Annotated in this window: 14 protein-coding genes; 9 read left to right on the top strand and 5 right to left on the bottom strand. The window is 36.5% G+C overall.

What is annotated here, in order from left to right; all coding sequences use genetic code 11:
- Positions 1-68: 68 nt before the first annotated feature.
- Genes M030_RS0122435 through M030_RS0122425 form a run of 3 tightly spaced genes read left to right on the top strand, consistent with a single transcriptional unit; the run spans position 69 to position 2,452 of the window.
- Positions 69-1,046: an acyltransferase family protein gene (locus M030_RS0122435; RefSeq protein WP_027375461.1), complete on the top strand. Its 978-nt coding sequence runs from the start codon at positions 69-71 to the stop codon at positions 1,044-1,046.
- Between the two features lie 24 nt (positions 1,047-1,070).
- Entirely contained in the window at positions 1,071-1,826 is a 756-nt protein-coding gene (locus M030_RS0122430; protein ID WP_027375460.1) for a glycosyltransferase family 2 protein, read from the top strand.
- Positions 1,826-2,452: a hypothetical protein gene (locus tag M030_RS0122425; RefSeq protein WP_027375459.1), complete on the top strand. Its 627-nt coding sequence runs from the start codon at positions 1,826-1,828 to the stop codon at positions 2,450-2,452. Before M030_RS0122430 ends, M030_RS0122425 begins: the two co-directional genes overlap by 1 nt.
- Here the strand turns inward: M030_RS0122425 and M030_RS0122420 are convergent.
- From M030_RS0122420 to M030_RS0122400, 5 genes are all read right to left on the bottom strand, one after another.
- The gene (locus tag M030_RS0122420; protein WP_027375458.1) at positions 2,444-3,682 is read right to left on the bottom strand and encodes a 3-deoxy-D-manno-octulosonic acid transferase; all 1,239 of its coding nucleotides are present in this window, start codon (positions 3,680-3,682) and stop codon (positions 2,444-2,446) included. The genes M030_RS0122425 and M030_RS0122420 overlap by 9 nt on opposite strands.
- Positions 3,683-3,704: 22 nt before the next feature.
- Entirely contained in the window at positions 3,705-4,421 is a 717-nt protein-coding gene (locus M030_RS0122415; RefSeq protein WP_027375457.1) for a C40 family peptidase, read from the bottom strand.
- Between the two features lie 89 nt (positions 4,422-4,510).
- Complete coding sequence (locus M030_RS0122410; protein WP_027375456.1) at positions 4,511-5,158, bottom strand: O-methyltransferase; 648 nt, start codon at positions 5,156-5,158, stop codon at positions 4,511-4,513.
- A gap of 137 nt (positions 5,159-5,295) precedes the next feature.
- Positions 5,296-5,448, bottom strand: coding sequence for a CCPGW family putative bacteriocin (locus M030_RS25680; RefSeq protein WP_155857886.1), 153 nt, complete (start codon positions 5,446-5,448; stop codon positions 5,296-5,298).
- Between the two features lie 685 nt (positions 5,449-6,133).
- Positions 6,134-6,967, bottom strand: a complete 834-nt coding sequence (locus M030_RS0122400) for an OmpA family protein (protein ID WP_027375455.1) — start codon at positions 6,965-6,967, stop codon at positions 6,134-6,136.
- Positions 6,968-7,054: 87 nt separating this feature from the next.
- Between M030_RS0122400 and tilS the strand changes: the two genes are divergently transcribed.
- The 6 genes from tilS (at position 7,055) to M030_RS0122370 (ending at position 13,821) form a co-directional block, all read left to right on the top strand.
- Entirely contained in the window at positions 7,055-8,398 is a 1,344-nt protein-coding gene (gene tilS, locus M030_RS0122395) for a tRNA lysidine(34) synthetase TilS (RefSeq protein WP_027375454.1), read from the top strand.
- Entirely contained in the window at positions 8,395-10,464 is a 2,070-nt protein-coding gene (locus M030_RS0122390) for a protein-disulfide reductase DsbD family protein (protein ID WP_027375453.1), read from the top strand. Before tilS ends, M030_RS0122390 begins: the two co-directional genes overlap by 4 nt.
- Before the next feature lie 215 nt (positions 10,465-10,679).
- Positions 10,680-11,204 (top strand): biopolymer transporter ExbD, encoded by a 525-nt coding sequence (locus M030_RS0122385; RefSeq protein WP_027375452.1) that lies wholly within the window; start codon positions 10,680-10,682, stop codon positions 11,202-11,204.
- Between the two features lie 150 nt (positions 11,205-11,354).
- A complete protein-coding gene (locus M030_RS0122380) occupies positions 11,355-12,137 on the top strand; it encodes an alpha/beta fold hydrolase (protein ID WP_027375451.1) in 783 nt (260 codons plus the stop codon).
- Positions 12,138-12,143: 6 nt separating this feature from the next.
- Positions 12,144-12,959: a hypothetical protein gene (locus M030_RS0122375; protein WP_027375450.1), complete on the top strand. Its 816-nt coding sequence runs from the start codon at positions 12,144-12,146 to the stop codon at positions 12,957-12,959.
- A gap of 46 nt (positions 12,960-13,005) precedes the next feature.
- Positions 13,006-13,821, top strand: coding sequence for a patatin-like phospholipase family protein (locus M030_RS0122370; protein ID WP_027375449.1), 816 nt, complete (start codon positions 13,006-13,008; stop codon positions 13,819-13,821).
- Positions 13,822-13,838 lie beyond the last annotated feature (17 nt).

Raw genomic sequence — 13,838 nt, 5'->3', positions numbered from 1 at the left:
ACAAATATTGAACATGCGATAGTCTTCACGTTCTATTAAAAAAGTTATTTTTGTAAGAAAAATAGCAAATGCAGGATATAACGAAAAACAATTTTGACTTTATACGTGTTCTCCTTGCTTTCATTGTCTTCGTTGGGCATTTGGGAGCATTAAGCCAATCCGCTTCACTTAAAATCCTTGAATATAGCCCAGTAGAAGTCGCAGTTTTCTCGTTTTTCATTGTCAGTGGTTTTTTAATTGCAAGAAGCTATGAAAGATCTTCGAGCCTGAAAAGCTATGCGAAGAAGAGGTTCAACAGGATTGTTCCCGCTTATTTGTTGGTGGTTTTCCTTTGTACCATTTTATTAAGTTTGGTAAGCACTCTGTCTTTTTCTGAATATTTCGGCAACGCTCAGGTGTATAAATATGCATTCTGGAATTCTCTTTTTATGAATTTCAAAGCCCCATGGCTTCCCGGAGTATTTGGCAACCAGGCGGTAAACGGGGCACTCTGGACCCTTAAAATAGAAATGTGTTTTTATATTGCTGTTCCGTTCATGTTTTTATTGTTTGGAAAGAATAATAAGTTTAGAAATATCAGTCTCATCATATTATATTTTTTGTCATTGGTATTCCTGAATTATTTTGAGATGACGGGCAGACCTGCGATCTCAAGACAGCTTCCCGGCTCACTATGCTATTTCATCGGAGGAATGCTTATCTATTTTAATTTTAACAAATTCATTCAGTATAAAAATACGCTCTTCATCATTGCCATCCTGACAGTATGGATAGACCTTATTTTTAAAATAAAGCTTTTCTCGCCTATCATGATCAGTATTATTGTCCTGTATATTGCTTATTCTTTTAAATTTCTGAATAATTTCGGAAAATACGGAGACTTCACGTATGGAATATATATCTTCCACTTCCCTATTATCAGGGTCTTTCAGACGTTAGGCCTTTTTGAAGATTACAATCCTTATATGATGAGTATTGTTTGTATGCTTGTAGTTATCGGGGTGGGTATTACCTCATGGCATCTGTATGAAAAAAGATTTTTATAATTTTACATCTATTTTATTGCACAAATGAAAGACCTTGTCTCCATTATCACTCCCTGTTACAATTCCGCAGAATTCATTGAGGAAACGATACAATCAGTTCTTAATCAAACCAACCCGAATTGGGAATGGCTGATCACGGATGACCTTTCCAAGGATAATACTGTAGAAATTATCAGAAAGTATAATGACCCCAGAATAAAACTTCAGGTTTTAGAGAAAAACGGTGGTGCCGGCAACGCAAGAAACAACAGCCTTGAAAGAGCTCAGGGAAGGTATATAGCATTTCTTGATTCTGATGATTACTGGTATCCGGAATACCTTGAAACGATGACAGATTATATGCAGGAGCACCATGCTGAGCTCGTCTACTGCAATTATTCCAGATGTGACGAACAGCTACAGCCTATCCTCAAAGATTTCATGGCCGATACTATAGTTACTTTTTCTAATTTATTAAAGACCTGCAGACTGGCTCCGGTTTCTACGATGTACGACACCAAAAGAGTCGGAAAATTCATGTTCCCTGTAAAAAGCAAGCGTGAAGATCATGTGATGTGGCTTAACCTTTTAAAGGTTATCCCCGAAGGAATGCCTATCAACAAGACAATGGCCAAATACAGAATGCGCGAAAACAGTGTTTCCCGGAAAAAGAAAAATATCATTAAAGATCAGTATCTGGTGTATAAGGATTTCATGGGATTTTCTACCGTAAAATCATTATATTATACTGCAAACTGGGCACTAAACGGTTTTCTCAAATATTCAAAAATTTTCAACTGATGGAGTATTCGAAAGAGTTTAAAGCTGCATTGAGTGCCTTTTCCAGCCAGGAGAAAGACAAGCTTATTTTCAGATTGCTGAGAAAAGATAAATTGCTGTCAAAAAAGCTGTATTTCGAGCTAATCGATCCTGAGAACACGGATGATAAGAGAAATGCTATGGAAGAACAGGTAGAGGAAAAAATTCTTTTGGCTTCAAAATACATTGGAAATGCCAAGTACTTCCTGACCATTATCCGGAAAATAAGTGCTGAAATCACCGAACATGTTAAGATTACAACAGACAAATTCGGGGAAGTCTCGTTGAATTTACTGATGGTCAGCAAAATTTTAGATTATAACAACGATCTCAGCAGGCAAAGGTTTGACAACGTGTACAAACTGTATATTTATATAATCAATAAGGTATTCAAATCACTTGTTGTAGTCAAAAAACTGGACGAAGATTATTGGATGGAAGTTGATGAATACCTCCGCGATATCCAGACAAAAATTTCAGAAAATCATTATCTGCAGAAACTTTGTATCAATAATAATCTTGACTTTAAATGGTTTGTATGTGATGACATTCCCGACAACATAGATCAGATCATGAAAGACATAAAAAAACAGGGATTCTTAAGATAGAATTTTTTCGATGATCATTGTGGTAGAATCGGGTTTATCGCTGATAAATCTCCTGGCATTTTGAGACATCGTTTTCAATTCTTCCTGATTGTCTTCATTGGTAAGGAATAAAACAAATTCTGAAGCTCCGTATTCGTCTTTAAAAGACTTTCCTCCTTCTGCTGCAATAAGATCGTCAGCTTCAGGATTCTTTTTATAGTGATTACCAAAAATAACGGGAATCCCAAAAGTGGCCGCTTCCAGAATATTGTGTAATCCAGCATCATGAAAGCCTCCGCCCACAACTGCTACATCAGCATACGAATATAGTTTTGACAGTAGCCCGATACTGTCTATAATCAGAACCTGAGAGACAAAATCCAAATGTTGTGACTGGCTGATCTGACTGTACAATACAGCATCAGGGAAAATACTTTTCAAATGTTCTACCCTTTTCAGATCATGAGGGGCAATAATCATCTTCACTGTCCTGTTTTTCCTTGAAATCATTTCTGCCATTTTCTCTTCTGCCTGCCAGGAGCTTCCAAAAACAATTGCCTTATCATTTCCGATGAAGTCTGTAATATGGTCGACATGGTTGTCTCTTTCTCTGAGCTGTTTTACTCTGTCAAAGCGGGTATCTCCCGTTACCGAAGACTGCAACAATCCTATACTTTTTGCCAAAGCGATCGAAAACTGAGTCTGATGAAAAAACCAGTCGACATTCTTCTTAAGCTGCTTTACAAACCACTTTCCGTAAGAAGTGAAAAAGGACTGCCTTTCATAAAATAAGGCAGAAATAACATAAATCTTTGTATTCCTGTTTTTAAGAGCTGCTAGAAGATTATACCAGTAATCATACTTCACCGTAAAAAATAGTTCAGCATTGAATTGTGTTATAAATTCGTTTATTATACTCTTTTTATCAAAAGGTAAATAGCAGATAACATCTGCAATATGTTTTTTCTTAACAACATTTTCATATCCTGAAGGAGAAAAGAAAGTAACAAGAATTTTATGCTCCGGAAAATGATCTTTCAGCCTTTCCAGCACAGGTAATCCCTGCTCGTATTCTCCGAGACTGGCTGCATGCATCCAAATTACCCTGTCTTTTTGAGTAAATACTGCTTTAACCTTCTCTAAAGACCGCTCTCTCCCTTCAACTCCTTTTTTAGTTTTATCATTAAATAATGAAAAAACCTTCATCCCGAAGATAAGGAGAGTAACAAACAGATTGTAGATAAAAGCCATTGCGGGAACTATTAAATCAGAATTACAGAACGCTTTTTAACACCCTAAGCTTGTGGGTATGCTTATTCATCTCTTTGTTGAAAATACCTGTTGAATCCAGCGTATCGATTCTTACTTTTCCCGATGCATGAATAATTTTCTGATTCTCCAACATAATACCCACGTGGATAATCTTACCGTCTGCATTTTCAAAGAAAGCCAGATCTCCTGGTTTGGTTTCTTCTACAAAAGTAAGTGCCTCCCCTACCTCAGCCTGTTGAGAAGCATCTCTGGGAATTTTAATATCATGAACTTTATACACCAATTGAGTGAAACCGGAGCAGTCTACAGCAAAAAAACTTTTACCACCCCATAAATAAGGCACGTTAAGGAATTCTTTTGCAGTGAGAGCAATACTTTCACGGATATCATGACTCCTCTTCGAAGCTACGACCGGAAATTCTACTTCAGAGCCTATTGAAAGCAGGGTTTTACCGTCATTCATTAGTACTGAAGAAAAATCTTCTGTCACTACCGTTACTTTTCTCCTGGCTAGTTCTTCATCAGTTACTGGCTTCAGCTGTTTGGTATCCATCCATCCTTCATAGCCGTCATAATGCATTTTTATTTTGGTCCAGTTTTTATCTACTTCCAGAATATCTGCGCTTTCTCCAAACAATATTTCCGTAACGATTTCTGCCCGGTCAGAATTTTCTGCACGGACCGGCGCTACTGTAACTATACAAATTCCTTTATTCATCAACTCTAAATTTAATGATTGAATAATTTAAAGATTAAAAATTGAAAACTGTGAAATGCTTTCATCGTTTTAATCTCTGAATATTTTAATTACTTCCTTCGAAGGAAGTTTACTCCATCACGCAAAGGTAAAATAAGATTTTCAAAATCTTCATCTTTTGCCGCTAAATCGTTTAGCTCCTTAATCGACTGTGTAGATTTTAATTTGGGATTTTCTTCCAGTATTTTCCCATACCATAAAACATTATCAAAAAGAATCACGGATCCAGATTTTGTTCTCGGTTTTATCAGTTTGAAATATTCCGCATAATTTTCTTTATCTGCATCTACAAAAATGAGGTCAAAGAACTCATCAGTTTCTTTTAAAAATTCTTTAGCATCCTGCAACTTAAAATCAATTTGACTGGCATATTCGCTGGTCTCAAAATATTTTTTCGGAAGATAGGCGAGATCCTCATTGACGTCAAGGGTGGTAATTTTGCCGTCCTTTGATAAGCCTGAAGCAAGACATAAAGTGGCATATCCTGTAAATGTTCCTATTTCAAGAACATTTTTGGGCTGCATCATCTGGGAAATAATCGTCAGCAATCTCCCCTGCTGATATCCCGAAATCATATGGGGTTGTGTGGTTTTTTGGTAAGTTTCCCTTCTCAGCTTTTTCAGAATATCTGATTCTGAAGAAGCATGTGCTTCCAAATATCTATCCATTTCAGGATTCTTTTCTTCAAAAAAGCTCATACAATTTTAATTTAAACAAATTTACGGATTTTAAAACTTCTTTTTAAACATGCGGTTTCCGTCCTGCAATAGGATAAAAAAAAGAGAGAAATGAATCTCTCTCTTCCTGAATCTATTTATTCTGATGCAAACCATCATTATATAGCAATACAATACTGCCCTCTTCCAGGACACGCCCATCCCGGGCAACAATCAGTTCTCTTCTGACAAATAATAACGGGATTACATTCCAATGCTGCACCCTGAACATTTTTCATTGCTGTTCTGGAAAGTTTTTTTAGATTTTTCATAATTATTTTGATTTAGTATTAATTTCCTACTCTTTAAGATTTTCGGATACCTCTTTGTTGATATTTCCTTTTACGGAGACTTAAATATACACATTCTTTTATTAATCAACGAATTATATTCACAATAAACTAGCAATATAACGTACCGTATTTTCCCGATATAAAATACCGTGAAAATACGGATGGTATTTTTGTGGTATTAGGGATAATTTTGCAACAGAAACAGGGTAAAAACACTAGGAAAACTAAAATGATTGCAGGAGAAAAGCAAACTAACCGTGAGAATCAAAAAAAGAATGTACCGAAAGGTCATATACTTTCTCCTGCGCCTAAAAACAAGACAGAAATATCCAATTCATTTTTACAAAGAATTATTTCTCTCTTGAGAAAGGAAGAATTAATCTGATTAAAAATAAATCCCGAATCTCCTTGGGATTTATTTTTTTTATTCATTGAACCTCCTTTAAGCAATCTCAAGAATAGGAAGTCCGGAATATTTCTCAGGGACAGGCATTTAGATCACCTTTCGATTGGGTTTGCTTTAATGCATCTACTTCATTTTCTAAAATCTTATTAGTTCTATATTGAATATAGAGAACTTTTTCTAAAATTTACAAAACAGATCATTATAAAAAAAGATCCCGAAAAATCGGGATCTTTTCTACCATATTAAAGTATACAGTATTTATTTTTTAGGAGCAATGTCCATCAGTTTCATAAACTCATCAAGTTTAGGCATTATGATGATTTCTGTTCTTCTGTTTTCCGCTCTACCTGAAACGCTCATATTAGTCGCTTTAGGATTGTATTCTGAACGACCACCTGCTGTAATTCTCGCAGGATCTACTCCAAATTGAGTCTGAAGAACTTTAGCAACAGATGTACCTCTCAATGCAGAAAGATCCCAGTTGTCTCTCGGAAGATTTACAGAATTTAAAGGTGCGTTATCTGTGTTACCTTCAATCAATACGGAGTATTTATCGTAATCGTTGATCACTTTTGCTACTTTACCCAGAACTTCCTGAGCAGCAGGCAGGATGTTATAATCTCCGGTTTTGTACAACATTTTATCAGAAAGAGAGATCATTACCACTCCTTTTAATACTTTTATCTGTACATCCTCATCAGAGACATTATCTAAAGATCTCTTCAGCTTATTAGACAAAGCAAGATTCAAGCTATCGTTTTTAGCATTGCTGGAGATCAATTGTTTGATATATGAATTCGAAGCATTGATTTCTCCTACCAATTTATCAATATTAGCAGAACTTTTCCCCGTATTTGAAAGACAGGCATCAAGTGATGATTTTAAAGCATCGTGCTGACTTTTTAATAAATTGTTCTCACCCGCCAATGCAGAGTTTTGAGATTTCAAATCCTGGATTTCTCTTTGTCTTTCACCAATGTTTTCGATACACTGCTTATAGTTTGTGCTCAATGCATCATATTGCTTCTTGCTCACACAAGATGTCATTCCTAACGCCATTGCAGAAACTGCTAAAATTTTTAAAATCTTCATAAATAATCATTTTTAGACCAATCAAAGTTAGGAAAATTCAATTGAATTATATAGGTTATCTTTGCATAAAAGAAATTCTCAACATCGATGTTGGAAAAATCAAGCTTTATCAATCAACTAAAAAATCTCATTCACCAGCCGGAAAAACAAAGATTTCTTCTGGCGGTAAGCGGCGGGGCAGACTCTATGGTTTTAGCCTCTCTCTTTAAGGATTCAAGAGATGAAATGCAAGGTGCCGGATACGAATTTCAGGTCGCCCATATCAATTATAAACTTCGTGGCGAAGATTCGGATCTTGACCAGAAAGTTGTGGAGGATTTCTGTGAGAAAAATCATCTAAAATTTCATCTCTATGAAGTTTCAGAAAAGGATAAAAAACCGGAAAATTCCATTCAGCTCTGGGCAAGAGAACTTCGGTATGCATTTTTTAAAGAAATTCAGGAAAAGGAAAATTTGCCTTTTCTGGTTACCGCGCACCATCTCAATGACCAATTGGAAACGTTCATTATAAACTTATCCAAAGCTGCAGGAATACATGGTTTGAGTGGCATTCCTTCTCATGAAAACAATATCCTCAGACCGCTTTTGCCTTTTTCAAAGGAAGACATCTACAGGTTTGCAGAGAGTAACCAAATTCTGTTCAGAGAGGATCTTTCGAATAAAAAAAGTGATTATCTACGGAATAAGATCAGAAATGAGATCGTACCCAAGCTGCTGGAAACAAACGGTCATTTTCTGGAAAACTTTAAAAAAAGCACAGAATACCTGAATCAAACCAAAGATTTTGTTCAAAAACAAATGCTGGAAGTAGAAAAAAGGCTTACCCTATTTAACCCTGGCCATAAAATCTTATCAAAGGAAAAGCTGGATCAGGAAAGTGATTTCGTCAAATTTGAGATTTTTAAAAAATACGGGTTCAACCGGGAAGAAGAAATTCCTAAAATTTTCAAGGCTGAAAATAACAGTTCTTTTTTTTCCAAAGACTATCGATTGATTGTCAATAGGGATGAGTTAATCTTTACTGAAAGAGAAATGACTCAGAATGCGGAGAACGAAATTATTCTGATCGACCAGTTTGATTTTTCTGAGATCGGGATTAATGTCAATCTTCGAGACTCTATTGAACACATTGAAGGAATCAATAAGGAGTTTGAATGGAATTTTGATGCTGAAAAACTACACTTCCCCTTGCGTTTAAGAAAGCAACAGGATGGAGATGAATTTTATCCTGCAGGTTTTTCAGGGAAAAAGAAAGTTTCTAAGTTTTTTAGGGACGAAAAATTATCTATTTTAGCGAGGCAAAAAATCTGGATACTGTCTGACAGTCATAATTCCGTTCTTGGCGTTATCCCTCTCAGACAAGACAGAAGATATACAAAGGATGAGAAGACAAAATGGAATCTCAAAATTTTTAATGAAACGAAAAAATGAAATTTAGAAATTGGTTTTTATTAATTCTACTATTTTTAGCGACAGGAATTAATGCACAGATAAAAAATCCTGTAAAATTTAAATTCACGGTGAACGACCTGGGAAACAACCAGTATGAAGCTGTTTTGAATGCCACCATGGAAAGCGGCTGGCATATTTATTCTAAAGATCTTCCGGAAGATACAGGAATCCCTACGGAATATAAAGTTTCCGGGAAAAATATTGAACTGATCGGAAAGTTTACAGAGGTTGGTAAAAAACATGAGGAATTTTCCGAAGCATTTGGAGGAACCATTGTTTTCTATTCTAATACGGCAGGCTTTAAACAAAAATTCAAACTAAAAGATCCGACAAAACCTGCGGACGTCACTTCTGAAATCACCTACCAGACCTGTGATGACAGAGTATGCCTGGCTCCCAATACACTGGAGTTCAATCAAAAAGTGACGCCAAAAGGGGCTACAGAAGAAGCCACGACTGATGAAAAAACAGAACCTGCAAAGGATTCTGCTAAAGCCGTTGAAACTGTTAGCGAAAATCCTGTAAAGCAAGAAATTACAGTAGCAGAAGGATCAAAACTTGACCCTAAACAACTGAAAATTCAAACGATAGATTTCAAAAACCCGTTAACCGACTGTGGTACCGCTTCTGCTAAAGTGGAAGAAAACTACTGGACCTACTTGTTTTTAGGTTTTATCGGAGGGCTGATCGCCTTATTAACACCTTGCGTTTTCCCGATGATTCCGTTAACGGTTTCTTTCTTTACCAAAGGAAGTAAAGACAAGGCAAAAGGAAAGAGAGATGCTCTTATCTATGGCTTCTTCATCCTTCTTATTTTCGTTCTGCTAAGTATTCCGTTCCACATTATTGACGGGATTGCCGGAAATATTTTCAACGAGATTTCCACCAGTGTCTGGCTGAATATTGCTTTCTTTATCATATTCATTTTCTTCGCCGGAAGTTTCTTCGGATATTACGATATTACACTCCCCAGTTCAATTGCCAATAAATCCTCAAAAGCAGAGGAAGCAGGCGGGATCATCGGAATCTTCTTTATGGCATTGACTCTGGTAATCGTTTCCTTCTCTTGTACGGGGCCTATCCTGGGAAGTTTATTAGGAAGTGCTGTTACTGGATCATCCAATGTTCCGATGTTATTAACGTTTGCTTTAGCAGGTTTCGGGTTGGCATGGGCAATTGTTTTCGGACTTTTGGCATTATTCCCTCAGGCGCTACAGAGTCTTCCAAAATCAGGAGGATGGATGAATACGGTAAAAGTTGTATTAGGGTTCGTGGAATTGGCACTAGCCTTAAAATTCTTATCAAAAGCAGATCTTGTATCAAAAACATTCTTCTTAAAAAGAGAGCTTTTCATTGCAATCTGGATCATTATTGCACTGGGATTGGCTTTATACTTATTCGGGGTGATCAGATTCCCGCATGATGATAAAAAACCTAAAATTTCAATCACCAGAAAAATACTGGGTGTACTTGGATTTGGTTTTGTGATTTATCTGATTCAGGGATTAATTCCTTCAGACCGTCCGAAACTTCAGTTACTAAGCGGAATTCTCCCTCCTTTGAACGTAAGTTATTTCCATGATGAGAAAGACGGTATTCTCGGAATGCATCCTGAGCACGATTTCTTCACAGCGATTGAGCTGGCAAAAAAAGAAAACAAACCTATTCTTATCGACTTTACGGGGTACGGGTGTGAAAACTGCAGAAAGATGGAAGAATTTGTATGGAGCGAAGCGGATATCCTGCCGATTCTTCAGAATGACATTGTATTAGCTTCCTTATATGTAGATGACAAGGAAGAGCTTCCGGAAGATCAGAAAACAAAAATAGACCTTGGGGAAGGACAGATTAAAAAGGTTAAAACGATTGGTGACCGATGGAGTTTATTCCAACAGGTTAACTTTAACAATAACTCACAACCTCACTATGTTTTAATAACTCCGGATGGAAAAGTAATCAATACACCGGTTTCCGGCTACATGCCTAAAGAGGATTTCAAAAAATTCTTAGAATGTGGTGTGAATTATTACAAGAAAAACAAATAAAATATTTACTTCAAAATAAGAAAGCCTTATCACTCAGTTGATAAGGCTTTTTTCTTATAGCTATTTAACACTATTTAAGGTTAACGTAATAATAAAAACAACAAATTATTACCATTTAACAACTTTAGGTACAAACTTTGTATCAATTCCTCAAAACTGCGATCGGGTTTTTATATTTTCATCGAATACCGTTTAACCATTTAAAAACATTAATCATGGCAGAAGTAATTGCACAAGAAAAGCAAGGGGGCAGACAAAAAAAGAAACTTATCAGAATCGATATGACCCCTATGGTAGACCTGGGATTTCTACTTATCACTTTCTTTATGTTTACCACTAATTTTACAAAACCTAATGTAATGGACCTAGGGCTTCCGGCAAAAAATCCCGACTCTAAAGTAATTAATGAAAACGTCATTAAGGATAAAAACCAGGTAACCTTTATCCTGGGAAAAGACAATCGTATATTTTATCATCAAAGCAACGCTAAAGATTTAAATACAGGCAATCTCAACGAAACTGATTTCAGTGGGATAAAAGTTTCCAAAATCATTTCTGAAGCCTACCAAAATGCTCCGAACAAGGAAATTTTCACAATAATCATTAAACCTACAGATGAATCCAACTACAAAAATTTTGTGGATATGCTGGATGATATAGCGATTGCCAAAAAGGAACGCTATGGAGTCACTGATATCAAACCCTGGGAAACAAAAATTTATAAAGAGTTAGTTCAATAAAGGAAGGCCTTCTCAATTTTGAGAGGGCTTTTTTGTATAATTTTCCTGCTGGGAAGTATTCCTCTTTTTTGTTTACATTTGAAAGGAGAATTCCGGACATCTTATTTTATTGGTACGGGATTCTCTTAACCTTCTATAAAAATTGAAATTATGCTAAATTTTGAGAGAACAGGAAACGGACGAGAAACATTGGTATTGCTTCATGGTTTTATGGAAAACCTATCCATCTGGAGTGATATGGAACATCATCTTTCCAAAGATTTTAGCCTTTTAAAAATTGACCTTCCCGGTCATGGTCAATCTGAAATTTTCGGAGAAGTTCATACCATGGAACTGATGGCAGAAGAAGTTAAAAAAGTTTTAGACAGCCAACATTTGCAAAAAATACATCTGCTGGGCCATTCTATGGGAGGCTACGTATCCCTGGCATTTGCTGAAAAATATCCTGATACGTTAAAAAGCCTTACCTTATTTTTCTCAACCTATTTTCCGGATGATGAGGAAAAGAAGCAGCAACGTATCAAAAGCTACAGAATCATCAAAGATGCTTTTGCCCACTATGCCAGAGCCGGAATTCCCAACCTATTTAACCCCAACGAAAGAGATATCCTGGAAGGAAAAATTGAAACAGCACTGGAAACAGCACTTTCCACAAACAATATGGGAGCATTAGCTTGTGTAAAAGGAATGGTAGAAAGAACTGACAAGCAGCATATCATGCAAAATCTGGAAGCTAAGATTTTAGTAATGGCAGGAAAACACGATAATGCAGTGAAAACAGATGTCACGATCAAAAATTTACCAGACAGAACAAACATCAAATCATATATTTTAGACTGCGGACATAACGGGCATTGGGAAAAACCGGGCATCTGTGCCGAAATTATCAACACTGAGCTTTTGCATAATCTCCCTAAAAAACTGGTACTTTAGAAAATTATGAGAATTACGATATCTTCACTACTATTACTCGCGTTTCTAAGCTGTAAGAAAGAAAGTAATCCGACAGCCGGTTCGATCCAGACAGATACGGTTGCCTCAAAAGCAATCGTAACGGCGGATACTGTGAAATCCAATACTCCTAAAGAAGAGATATTTCATTTTGTTACGGAGCTGTGCGATAACAAAGGGCATTATGATGCCAATACATATTCAAGAGAAGAAATTGAAGGCACTTATGCTCTCTGGTATACTCTGAGTGGCACTTTACTGGATACCCCTTCCGTTTTTGATCTTAATAACTTACAGTTGGTAAGACGTGATAAAGACAAAATCCTTGCAAAACTTGATAAAGATTTCAGCGATAAGAAAAAGCTTATTCAGAACCTGAAGGTAGTAAATGTTCCGTACTGGCAAAATATAAAAAAGATGAAGTACGAAGCCCTCCTCCAGCAATATGCCATGGAAAAAATGCAGGTTTCAGCTTATTCCGATCCTGCTGTGCTTCTTACAGGCAAAAACTGCCAGAACTTTTCGAAGGCTTTAAATTCAGGTGACGATGAGATGGTTCGAGAATGGAGAAAGCTCCGGGAGGAAATGAGCAGACAAAATTCTAATCCGCAACGTATTATGAATGAATTTAACAATCATTTGAATTCGCCGGATAAAAGAGACTATGCCATTATTGACCTTATTACTTTTGGCTGGGGAAATTGTGCCAATGACGAGATTCCCAATCCTCTTCACGATGAAAAGATGAGCAAGGAATTTGAAAACCTTTTCTTAAAAATCGATGCTGAATGTGATGAGCCATAGCCGTTTGTAACAAATCCAGTATATTAGTCAAGGATTATTTTAAAAAATGGGTTTATTTTCGTTCAAAAAAAAGCAACCAAAGGTTATCGGGCTGACACTTTCAGGCGGAGGAATGCGTGGAATTGCCCATATTGCTGTACTGAAAGCTTTGGAGGAATATAATCTTAAGCCTCAGATTATTTCAGGAACAAGCGCAGGTTCTATTATTGGCGCTTTCTATTCGTTTGGGAAAACGCCGGATGAAATGATGGAAATCGTGAAGGAAACTTCTTTTTTCTCAAGATCAGCATTAAAATTATCCAAAAACGGAATTTTCAGCTCCAGTTTTATTTTAAAACTTTTCAAAGACTATTTTCCTGAGGATAATTTTAATATTCTTAAAATCCCTGTTTACGTAACGGCCACGGAAATGACGCATGGTATTGTAGATTTCTTTTCCGAGGGCGAACTTTTTGCCCCATTACTGGCATCATCAAGTGTTCCATTCATTCTTCCTCCGGTAAGGATGGGAGACAAAATATATGTAGACGGAGGTGTTTTAGATAATTTACCCATTGAGCCTATCATTGACAAATGTGATTTCCTGATCGCATCTCATGTCAATTCCATCAGTTATGATGAATTAAACAAAATGAGCCTGATGAAGGAATTCGACAGAATCCTCCACTTGGCGATTGCAAAATCAGTATATTCAAAAGTAAAATACTGCGATCTGTTTCTTGATCCGCCAAAAATGACCAAATTCAGCCTTTTCAACAAGAAATACATGGACGAGATGTTTCAGCAGGTGTATGAGTACACTTGTGCAGAGCTGGAGCATAAAGGATATCGTAGAAGTTCCGGAACTGAAGCCTCAGAGTAGTAAAATCAATGTACAAA

The organism is Chryseobacterium sp. UNC8MFCol, assembly GCF_000482305.1.
In the GTDB taxonomy this organism is placed as follows: Bacteria; Bacteroidota; Bacteroidia; order Flavobacteriales; family Weeksellaceae; genus Chryseobacterium; species Chryseobacterium indologenes.
This window is presented reverse-complemented; position numbering and strand designations above follow the sequence as displayed.

Coding starts and splice junctions, on each gene's coding strand:
- M030_RS0122435 (WP_027375461.1), top strand. CDS start 69: ATGCAGGATATAACGAAAAACAATTTTGACTTTATACGTGTTCTCCTT.
- M030_RS0122430 (WP_027375460.1), top strand. CDS start 1,071: ATGAAAGACCTTGTCTCCATTATCACTCCCTGTTACAATTCCGCAGAA.
- M030_RS0122425 (WP_027375459.1), top strand. CDS start 1,826: ATGGAGTATTCGAAAGAGTTTAAAGCTGCATTGAGTGCCTTTTCCAGC.
- M030_RS0122420 (WP_027375458.1), bottom strand. CDS start 3,682: ATGGCTTTTATCTACAATCTGTTTGTTACTCTCCTTATCTTCGGGATG.
- M030_RS0122415 (WP_027375457.1), bottom strand. CDS start 4,421: ATGAATAAAGGAATTTGTATAGTTACAGTAGCGCCGGTCCGTGCAGAA.
- M030_RS0122410 (WP_027375456.1), bottom strand. CDS start 5,158: ATGAGCTTTTTTGAAGAAAAGAATCCTGAAATGGATAGATATTTGGAA.
- M030_RS25680 (WP_155857886.1), bottom strand. CDS start 5,448: ATGAAAAATCTAAAAAAACTTTCCAGAACAGCAATGAAAAATGTTCAG.
- M030_RS0122400 (WP_027375455.1), bottom strand. CDS start 6,967: ATGAAGATTTTAAAAATTTTAGCAGTTTCTGCAATGGCGTTAGGAATG.
- tilS (WP_027375454.1), top strand. CDS start 7,055: ATGTTGGAAAAATCAAGCTTTATCAATCAACTAAAAAATCTCATTCAC.
- M030_RS0122390 (WP_027375453.1), top strand. CDS start 8,395: ATGAAATTTAGAAATTGGTTTTTATTAATTCTACTATTTTTAGCGACA.
- M030_RS0122385 (WP_027375452.1), top strand. CDS start 10,680: ATGGCAGAAGTAATTGCACAAGAAAAGCAAGGGGGCAGACAAAAAAAG.
- M030_RS0122380 (WP_027375451.1), top strand. CDS start 11,355: ATGCTAAATTTTGAGAGAACAGGAAACGGACGAGAAACATTGGTATTG.
- M030_RS0122375 (WP_027375450.1), top strand. CDS start 12,144: ATGAGAATTACGATATCTTCACTACTATTACTCGCGTTTCTAAGCTGT.
- M030_RS0122370 (WP_027375449.1), top strand. CDS start 13,006: ATGGGTTTATTTTCGTTCAAAAAAAAGCAACCAAAGGTTATCGGGCTG.